Consider the following 10,198-nt stretch of genomic DNA (forward strand, 5'->3'; position numbering starts at 1 on the left):
TGAATAATCGTTAAATACCAAGCAACCATGACACTGAAGTATGACCACCCCCCTCATCGTTACCACAGCCGTAGTGGCGATATTGACGCTTCACCCAATAGCAGTATTAATATACGACGTGCACAATTACGTAACCTACAGGAAAAGGGGGATACGGAATATTAAACCCAGTGAATGCATTAACGGCGGCACCTTAAGCGTGATAATACCGACGTGGCATGAGCAGTTAAGCACTGTTGTTAACGCTGTCAAGAGGGCACTGGGTTTTAACTGGCCTGGCCCCATTGAGGTCGTAGTGGTGTCTGATGATGAGGAGGATTACGTTAATGAGCTTAGGCGCAGCCTCAACGGCATTGGGGGTAACGTTAAGGTGCTTAGGAGAACTGTTAAGCAAGCTGGGAAGGCTGGGGCCCTTGACTATGGATTCAGACACTCAAGCGGCGACTACGTGTTAACCATGGACGTGGACTCGCTCATAGACCCAAACCTCCCCATAGACGCCTGCAGCCTAATGAAAAAGCATGTGGCTGCCGTGGCCGGTAGGTGGTATGGTTATAATAGGGACACCTTAGTCTCAGAGGCCGTTTCAGCATCAATGAAGCTGGCAGTTGACACTATACAGGGTGGTAGGAGGGTCAGGGGTCTACCTGCGCTTGTTGTTGGGACCGGCACTGTGTTTAAGGCAAGTGCGCTTAAGGATGTTGATGCCTGGGGTGGTAGCGGCCCCCAGGATGACATATATGTATGGCTTAAGTTAATTTCAAGGGGTTACGACGTGGACTTCATCGATGGTGAAGTGGTCGGCGTGGAGAACCCCAGAACTTACAGCGTCTTTAAGTTCCAACAGAGTAAATGGGCCTATGGGGTGGCCGACGCGTTAAGGAGGATGATGGGCAAGTTACTGAGGAGTAGAGCTGAGGCTAGGGTCAAGTTGGATGCTTTAATGCTCCTAACCCAATACATAACCCCAGGACTCTTTGTTTTAAGTAGCCTAATCGTGAGCGCCTCATCACTGGCCCTGAGGGGTCTCGTGGGGCTAGTTACACTACCGCTACTACTCCTATACGGTGCACTAGCGTTCATCTACGGCTACATACCGCTTAGGCATGGGGAGGGGGGCTTAAACATGTACTCCGCCGGCAGGTCATCGGCAATGGTAATGGCCATGGGTCTACAGGTCCTTTACTCATACGTAAGGGGGTTGTTGGGGCTTCGGTTCAGGGGTTGGGATGTGACGCCCAAGGGTGGTTTAGCCATCATCAAGTCACCGCCCATTGAGACCATAATGCTGGTACTATTCACACTACTCCTAACCCTAAACCTGCTCCACGGCTACTTAGCATCGGCCCTATGGGCTGCTGTTGGCGATGCACCCTACATTTATGTTCACTACAAGTTCGCCAGGGAGATACTATGAATGGGTAAGGTTTCTCACGTAACACAATGCTAATCTACATTCAACGTAGCAATTTCCCTAGTTACCTCAATGATTAACCTGGTTGGGCTTAGGAAAGCATTTAAGCCCCCTCAACCTGAGCCTCCGTGTCGGATAAATTTGATGAGGTGATAGCGGAGTTAGGCTACTACTGGCCGAGTTTCGACATTTACAGGGGTAAGGTGGAGGTGGGCGGCTTCTACGACTACGGCATGTTGGGCGTCCTACTGAAGAGGAATATTGTGGAGAAGTGGAGGAGGATGTTCATACTGCCTTACATAGACTTCACGTACGAGGTGGAAACACCCATGATAATGCCCGGCATAGTCTTCGAGGCCAGTGGTCATGTCGAGAACTTCACCGACTACCTGGTAACCTGCAGTAAATGCGGCCGCAAGTACAGGGCTGACCACCTCATTGAGGAGGAGTTGGGGAAGAGGGGGATTAAGGTCAAGACGGAGGGCCTTAATGAGGAGGAGTTAACAAGCTTAATCAGGAAGCATGGAATTAAGTGCCCAGTTTGCGGTGGCGAGTTAACCAGCGTTCAGAGGTTTAACCTACTGTTTAAAACAACCATAGGCCCCTACAGTGAGAACACAGGCTACCTGAGGCCAGAGACGGCTCAGGGCATGTTCGTCAACTTTAACAGGATATACAGGGTGATGGGGAAGCTACCCATTGCCGTGGCCCAGATCGGCAAGGTGGGTAGGAATGAGATATCGCCTAGGCAGGGGTTGGCTAGGTTGAGGGAGTTTTCGCAGATGGAGATTGAACTCTTCTTCGACCCCCAAAGCAGCTCATGCCCATACCTAGGTGACGTCGAGGACGTTGAGTTGAGGCTACTAACCGAGGAGGACGTGGCCAAGGGTGTTAGTGAGCCTAGGGTTGTTAGGCCAGGTGAGGCTGCTGAGAGGGGTTATGTAGCTAATGAGTGGATGGCCTTCTACATGGCCCTGGCCGTCAAATTCCTCGAAGGCCTTGGGGTGCCCTGGGAGAGGCAGCTGTTCATGGCTAAGCTACCCAATGAGAGAGCCCACTACGCAAGGATGGTGTACGACCAGTTGGTTAAGACGGAGCGCTTCGGGTGGCTTGAGGTTAGTGGACACGCCTACAGGGGTGACTATGACCTGAGTAGGCACGCCACCTACAGTGGGCAGGATATTTCAGCGGTTAGGAGACTTAAGGAGCCTAGGATCGTTGAGGAGTATAGGGTTTACCCAAACCCATCCAGGATCAGGGAGGTTTACGGTGAACAAGCCCCCCTAGTCCTAAGGGCGCTGGCTGGGGTTAATGCCAAGGAACTGGCTGAGGAGTTGACCAATAGGGGTGAGGCCATCGTTAATGGCTATAGGGTGACTAGGGACATGGTCTTCGTTAAGGTTGAGCAGAGGAGAATCAACACGGAAAGGTTCATACCGCACGTGGTTGAGCCATCCTTCGGCGTGGATAGGATAATCTACGTGACCCTCGAAAACGCCTACACAACCATCGAGGGGAGGGTTGTGCTTAAGCTACCGAGGGACATAGCACCAGTCACGGTGGCTGTCCTACCGATAGTGAGTAGGGATGACTTAGCTAAGGTGGCTAGGGGGATTAGGGACACATTAATTAACGAGGGAATCGTAGCCGTTTATGATGACAATGGCACCATAGGGGCCAGATACGCCAAGTGGGATAGCCTAGGCACACCACTAGCCGTAACCGTGGACACGGACACGTTGAAGGACAACTCAATCACGGTTAGAGATAGGGACACTAGGATGCAGGTTAGGGTGGGCATGGGTGAACTGGTTAATGTGATTAGGGAACTTGTCAAGGGTAAGCCAATTAATGAACTAGCCAGGGAGAGGAACCTACCCCTAATAACCAGGGGTGGCCGCCAATAGGCTTAAGGTTAAGTTAACATCAGTACCCTCATGGCCTGGGCCACACCACGTTAATCCCCATGGAGCTTGCCACAGCGGCCACAGCGTCAGGGTTCTTGTCATGTATGAATGGCGTTATCACGTAGACGGCATCAACCCTCCTACTGGTAACCATACCGAACAACTCAACCTTCCTCCTTATCTGCTGTAAGTCACCCCTCTTCAAGGCTGAGGTTATCTCAACGGCTAGGGTCCTCCCATCCTTAATGACTATGTCCAACTCAACCTCGCTTGGGTATCCGTAGACGTAGCCTTTATCATCGTAATAAACCCACCTGTCCACGGTATACCCCGCATCCTTAAGCAGCTCCCTAACGCCACTCCTAAATGCATCCTCACTGAACACACCCCACCTGGCGCCCAGGGCGTTTAGTGCAAGCCAGAGTCTCCTCATATCCTCCCTGAGGGATGCCTCAACCTTCCTCATATCCTCTCTAAGGGATGTCTCGACCGCCCTCAACTCCTCCTTAGTTGCCATCCTTTCCTCCAGTCTCTTTAAATCCTCCTTGGTCGCCATTCTTTCCTCAATACTATTCACTCTTTCCTCCAACCTCTTCAATTCCTCCTTAGTCGCCATCTTCTCTTCCAATTTCTTCAGGTCCTCCTTTGTAGCCATCTTCTCCTCTAACCTCTTCAAGTCGTCCTTTGTGGCCAGGTTCTGCCAGGGAGTTAACTTAGCCAGCGCCTCATAGATTACCTCCGGCTTAGCCGTGAGAACCTCCACTAGGATCTCCGGGTGCTCCATCAAGACCCGCTTAATCTCCTCAGCCAAACTCACCAACTCACCATTTGAATGCATTGCCAGTGAGTTATAAACCTTATGACTCCCCCCTGCCCTATTGAGGTGAAGAAACAAAACACCAACCGGCACACCAAAACCTCAAGCAAATAACCCCATCCTAAAGGATGAGACTTGACCAATGCCATGATGATGGTTGCACCTAGCTAATGTGCACATGGATGGATGACCTATTCCCGGTTACAGTTAGGTAACTAATGGATGTGGTGGTTTGCATGCCTATCTGCGTGCCTAAGCGAGTATTACCTGCACCTATGCCCGCTATGTTTAGGTAATTCACGTAAACGATGGCCCAATTGGCCTGCCCAGCGCCATTAGTCCCATCAACCCCAAACACGTAAGACCCACTGCCCGGTGGTGTGTAGTAGCCGTTTAGGTTTAGTGTGAAGCTTGCCGACTGCCCAGTATTCATGTCATAGGCCACGCCGCTGAGGGTGTTTGTGCTTGGGTTGTAGGTAACGGTTATGCATATGTAGTCACCAGGGTTAGGCTGGAAGGCCCCTGTACCAATACCATCCCAACCGGCGTATGGCCAACCGAGGTTTGGCGATGGGTATGGACTAACATATGCCGTGATACCGTTTGGGTTAGTTGCTAACCATACGTCCCACTGCCCAGTGGCACCGCTTGTGCTACGTGCGTACTGCCACAGTGGATTCCACTCAACCACAATGTAGGTTCCACTGCTTTGAGGGAACATCACGTCACCCTGCACTGGAGATATGGCCGTCGTATGGATGTTGGAGGCTACGTAGGGTATTGAGTAATTGTATTGTGGGCCTATGCCCCACATTGTTGGTTTTAAGAATAGGTATATTATGTAGCCGTCACCCACATACGGGTATACGGAGGCTGATGGGTTATTGTAAGAGTACGTACCAATCATCGATATTGTCACCAAGCCCCCGCTGTAGTATTCCTGCCAAAACATGGCGCCCGAGGACCAGGATTGACTTGAGGGAACCATCTTAAGCACGGGCTGGTTTATACTAGTTGATATGTAGCTCCAGTACTGGCTCGCTGTCGATGGCCCATAATACACTGGCCATTGATTTGTTGGTGTACCTCCATTGTCGCCCTGGTACACGTGCGGTACGTAGAAGGCTTGTAAACCGTTGAGTAGGTTCATTACGTTGGCACTAGGTGGATTTATGGTCTCACTGAACGAGTACTGGAATGTTACTCCGGGCGTTGGTGTGTAGTTATACTGACCACTCAGCGTTATTGAAGTACTTGACACAGCCGTGTTTAGGGTTAGTTTTTGTATCAATAGGTAATTACCAACACCAAGGCTGAAGCTTCCCGGTGTTGGGTATATTATTGTGCCGTTCACGTAATCATTAGTCAAGTACTTGCTTGGGGTAAGGGTCATTGTTAGTGTGCCCCCTGTGGCAGTGTTGAATTGAACAAATGGTGTGGTTAATACGTAACCACTAGTCATGCTAAGTGTGTAGGCTGTTATTGCCGTAGTGAAGCCATTGTTTGTTTGTGACCATGAGGAGCAACCGCATGGGCATTGCCCAGGTACCACGGTTATTGGTGATTTAATTACGTACACATTAATTAATCCAATGTATGTGAATACTACATCAGCTTTGATTACCAATACCAGCGCCATTATGCATAGAGCTATTAGCAGGACCCTACTCACCTTCATAATCATCCCCAGCAGTCCTAATCAATTGGTCAGCCCCAGCCTTGACTAACTCGGCTAGCGCAACATCAGGGCTAACCTCAGTTTCAATGGAATCCTTAACTAGAATTAACGAATTACCTTTCAGCAGCACCATAGTCCCACCTACCCTAACCCCATTATCAACATCTTCATACTTAACCCCAACCCTATCTAACACCCCCTTGATAATGTCCAGTTGATTACCACCGGTGATTTTCCTTCGCCTAATTATAACCTGCACATTGGTCCACTTAGCTCCAGTAACTGAGTTAACCACGGTGATTACCACCAACGCTAGGAGTATGTAAAACGGCACCTCAAAGACTGACACATGGGGTAGTTGAACATATATGTAGCCATTGGGCGTAGGTGATGTCACATAACCCCTCACCTGTAGGTATCTCTGCTGAAAAAGGACCGTGTCAACAAGCATTGTCAACGATAACACGGCCAGTATCATAGACAGGTAGAGTGGGTACCTAGTTTTCCGCCAAATAATAGGCACCAAACCTGCATCAAGGGCAAATAGCCATACTGCGAAAACCGTTGGGGGAGGCACTAGTGCCTTATTTCCAAAGAAAATTACGACGTATCCCAAGGGGGTTAGGTAAATTGAGTAATTAATACCCTTAATAGCCCAAATAGGGGTCACCAACCATGAAGCCACGAACAAGGCGGCAATTATTAATTGTATTACGGCTTCAAGTCTCACATTAACCACCCCTATACGTGAAGACGTATATGAATAACCTACTCGTAGTCTCATTCCCATTGGGAAATTCATAGGTTATTATGGTAGGCATGTAAAGGACGTAGGTAGTGTTGTTGCTTAGGCTGCATGAGAAGGCGTAAACATTAGGCCCAGACTTAATGGGTATGGTTAAGTTAACCAGGTGGTTACCTGAAGGCACCTTAATGTTAATGCTATATGTTGTTAACGTGTTGAACACGTATTGGGCCGTGTACTTAGTGAAGAGGCTCATGTTACTGACAGTATTGATAACAATGGGAACCACTAAACTTGCGTTCAGCGTCACAGTGATGACGCAATCATTATAGCTAATCCCCGATACATCAATGTAGTTAACCACGTGAACTGGTATAACATCAAAGAAGGCTATGTACGCTGGGTTACCGCTCAGGTAACCGTTAATTAAACCCCTAACCCCAACACTACCTAAGCTGAGCCACCGGCTAGTTAACGGTACTACGGCCGTGAGCGAACGGCTTGTTTCATTAACTACACCGAATTGACCAGTATCCATCACCTCAACCCAGCCACCGGTTGGTTTAAAGCCTAAGGAATCATTATTAACCACTGTTAATGATATGAACACGCCATTAGCGGTAACGTTAATAGACGCCACTTGAACATAGGGAACCCCCGTTAGAGTTACGAACCTAATTAGGGTTGGTACAAGTTGAGCAGTCCACACAATCAGAAGTAGACTAATAACCACTAAGGCTGTGGAATAAATAAGGAAATTTTTAAGGTATTTTGAAGCCACAAGTTACATCACCACATTAGGAAGGCACCGTGACCTGCCCGTTGTTTACTACATTATAGCCGAAGTTAACGGTTATTGATTCGTATAAACTTGCGCCACTGATTGATAAGACTGATGAGGCCGGTAGTGGCGTGATTGGAACAACCTTTATATTTATGTAGTATGTTCCGGCAAGTAAACTACACCCATTATTAGTTGAACTACTTCCTGAGTAGCTTGCTGTCAAGCTGCCACTTGAGTAGGTTAGCGTTATGGTGCATACTGGCGAGCTAGGGTTGCTGGTTGGTGTTATGTAGATGTATAACGCACCTATACCTGCACTACCCGTAATAGTTGCATCATTGACGTAGAGGAATCCATTGGCGGTTACCGTTAGTTGACCAACCTCGTAGTAGTATATGGCTGAGGCATTGGTGATTGCTAGGTTAACTGTGAAGCCTGTACCGGTCTGTGAAAAGGACACGTACGGCGCCGCCGCTGAACTGGCTGGGGGTGCATTTGGGCCTGAGTCAAATATCAACGGTGACCTTATGTTGTATGCGTTTATAGTCCCCGTGTATACGAAGATTACGTCAGCTAGCACTATTGACGCCACTGCAGCCACCACCGCTAAGCCCACTATCAACACTCCCCTCCTACGATTCACCATACTAAAATGCCTTTTAGTTGAACTTTTAAAAACTTAACGATTTATCTGTGCAATTGTTTAAAATGCGTTTTAATGATCTAATAAGTTTGGGATTTTTATATAAACCAAAAATGAGTCACAATTTACTTTTAGAGCAATCTAAGTTTATTGGGTTAGTTTAAATACTGCTTCTGCGTTTTGTCTTAGTATTCTTCCTGCTACTTTTTCTGCGTCTTCCTTGTCCCAGTGCCCCTTGTCCACCTTCTCCTGTATTACCCTTGCCACTGCTTGTCTAGCTATTCTTGATGCTCCGTAGGTTCCTTCTATGTATCCGTAGTCTCCCCCGAATGCCATTATTTTATTGTTCGGTACTAGTTCGAGCCATTCGCTTAGGATATCCTCGTACGCCTTTGGGTTAATCTCATGCATCCAACATAAGTCGAGGTAGACGTTGGGCCACTGCTTAGCCAAAACACCAGCCTCCCTGGAGTACGGGTAACTGGCATGAAACAGGATGAACTTGACGCTAGGATACTCCCTAAACAGGTTTATGAGGAGTGTTGGATTTGCGTTGTAGACTGCGTTTGTTGGTGTTCCATCGGCGTTGCAGCTTGATTGAATGCCCGTGTGTATTTGAAATGGCTTACCCAAGGCCTCAATCTCACTAAGCATTACCCTGAATAGGTAGTCTTGAAGTGGCTTAACCGTGTCTAGTGATGGTGCATAGTCCCTAAAACCCTCCTTACCTTGAATAACGGCCTTAAGCGCATACTCAGCCTCATTAAACGTGGCGTACTCGAACTTTAGTGATTGCCAATACGCCGGGTAGGAGGTTTTCACACCCACGAAGTTTGGTAGGGTCTCCCTAATGTACCTCCTGAAGGCTGACTCAAGGTCACTTAGGTTGTGTATAGGAGCCTTAAGTCTCCTTGAGGCGTTGGCTAAGTCACGCCAATTCTTAATGAAAACAATACCCTCATACCTAATAACACCGGTGAATAGGTCCCTATCAAACTTAGGCAGTGACTCACCTGTGTTATCACCATGATCAATTATAACCCTCCTAATGTTAGCCCTCTCAAGGACCCACCTGTAGAACCCCTTAGTAGCCCTATTCTTAACAGCCTCAACCAACTTCGGGTAAGTGTCCCTAGTCAAGTCGCCTATGCCGTAAAGCTCCCTAATAGCAATCCTAAGCGCCAAACCATACCCAGTGGTCTTGGCGTAATCCCAATACCTCTCAAATACAGGCCACCTCTCCTCCCAAGGCCTCCCACGATCAGTAAGTATGGCATACTCCTCAGGCGTCATACCCTGGGCGAAGAAGTCATCACAAACATAGTGCATGAAGTTTGATAAAGGATCTTGAACCCTAGACAGCCTATCAACCTCAGCCTCAAGATGCTCATGAGTGTCAACAATAGGAATAGACCCAACCACATCAAGCATAAAACACCAGTAAACCCTTCCTTTTAAGCATTGACCAAAACCTACTACGAATTAACTAGAAGAACACTCAGCAGCCCTAACCCACCACGGTAAATCAAGCAACATCTAACACGAAGCTTAATGCCGTTATGAGGAAAAGTTTAAAGGGTATAACCAAAGCCAAACCCCAGCGGGGGTGCCCGAGCCTGGTCAAAGGGGGCGGACTCAAGATCCGTTGGCGTAGGCCTGCGTGGGTTCAAATCCCACCCCCCGCACCATGAAGAATAAACCTCCTAACATTCAATTTCCTCGATCATGAATACCGACATGAACCACCATGCGTATAGAGACACGGTATGCTATCGCTCTCACTAACACCAACGTTACCTCATAATCACCAGCATCGATGCTTAACTCAGCTAAGTTATTAATACTGAAGCTTGCGTGAGGAGTTGGAGAACTGGTAGAAATTAAATACCTACCTATCTATAATAACCCATCACTGCGAAATAATTAACTGCTAACATGTGATATAAACATTACATCCTAGGGAACCGAACTCTGAAACGACCTCCTCCCTGTCCTTTAAGGGCGAGACCTGACCATTGTTAGGTATCCTCAGTAGTTAGGTTACTGCTTTAGTGATCTTTATTTCGTATGCTTCTCTTACCACTGCTCCTCCTTTTCTTAATTCTTCTATTGCCTTTTCGAATAAGCCATCCTTGGCCTCATAGATTAACAGTGCCATTGCTAGGTCTTCGCTCACGGTGTACAAGTATGTTAGGACTAGGTTTAGGTTC

The 10,198-nt window shown here is 48.0% G+C and carries 8 protein-coding genes and 1 tRNA gene; 3 read left to right on the forward strand and 6 right to left on the reverse strand.

Features of this window, described 5'->3' with window-relative positions; genetic code table 11:
- Positions 1-40: 40 nt before the first annotated feature.
- Positions 41-1,417, forward strand: a complete 1,377-nt coding sequence (locus tag AAX04_RS05255; RefSeq protein ID WP_066795084.1) for a glycosyltransferase family 2 protein — start codon at positions 41-43, stop codon at positions 1,415-1,417.
- Positions 1,418-1,542: 125 nt separating this feature from the next.
- The gene (gene glyS / locus AAX04_RS05260) at positions 1,543-3,321 is read left to right on the forward strand and encodes a glycine--tRNA ligase (RefSeq protein WP_066795086.1); all 1,779 of its coding nucleotides are present in this window, start codon (positions 1,543-1,545) and stop codon (positions 3,319-3,321) included.
- A gap of 28 nt (positions 3,322-3,349) precedes the next feature.
- On the opposite strand, the gene AAX04_RS05265 is transcribed toward glyS, so the two are convergent.
- The 6 genes from AAX04_RS05265 to AAX04_RS05290 form a co-directional block, all read right to left on the reverse strand.
- Positions 3,350-4,138 (reverse strand): PD-(D/E)XK nuclease family protein, encoded by a 789-nt coding sequence (locus tag AAX04_RS05265; RefSeq protein WP_066795115.1) that lies wholly within the window; start codon positions 4,136-4,138, stop codon positions 3,350-3,352.
- A gap of 163 nt (positions 4,139-4,301) precedes the next feature.
- Positions 4,302-5,816, reverse strand: coding sequence for a hypothetical protein (locus AAX04_RS05270; RefSeq protein WP_156519710.1), 1,515 nt, complete (start codon positions 5,814-5,816; stop codon positions 4,302-4,304).
- On the reverse strand, positions 5,803-6,546 hold the full coding sequence (locus AAX04_RS05275) for a hypothetical protein (RefSeq protein WP_156519711.1): 744 nt from the start codon (positions 6,544-6,546) through the stop codon (positions 5,803-5,805). The genes AAX04_RS05270 and AAX04_RS05275 overlap by 14 nt, the downstream gene beginning before the upstream one ends.
- A 1-nt stretch (position 6,547) precedes the next feature.
- A complete protein-coding gene (locus AAX04_RS05280; RefSeq protein WP_066795093.1) occupies positions 6,548-7,294 on the reverse strand; it encodes a hypothetical protein in 747 nt (248 codons plus the stop codon).
- Positions 7,295-7,358: 64 nt separating this feature from the next.
- Positions 7,359-7,991, reverse strand: a complete 633-nt coding sequence (locus AAX04_RS05285; protein WP_066795096.1) for a hypothetical protein — start codon at positions 7,989-7,991, stop codon at positions 7,359-7,361.
- A gap of 144 nt (positions 7,992-8,135) precedes the next feature.
- Positions 8,136-9,419: an amidohydrolase family protein gene (locus AAX04_RS05290; RefSeq protein ID WP_066795098.1), complete on the reverse strand. Its 1,284-nt coding sequence runs from the start codon at positions 9,417-9,419 to the stop codon at positions 8,136-8,138.
- Positions 9,420-9,588: 169 nt separating this feature from the next.
- On the opposite strand from AAX04_RS05290, the gene AAX04_RS05295 reads away from it, so the two are divergent.
- Positions 9,589-9,676, forward strand: a tRNA-Leu gene (locus AAX04_RS05295).
- Positions 9,677-10,198: the final 522 nt, after the last annotated feature.

It is taken from the genome of Caldivirga sp. MU80, from assembly GCF_001663375.1.
Taxonomy (GTDB): Archaea; Thermoproteota; Thermoprotei; order Thermoproteales; family Thermocladiaceae; genus Caldivirga.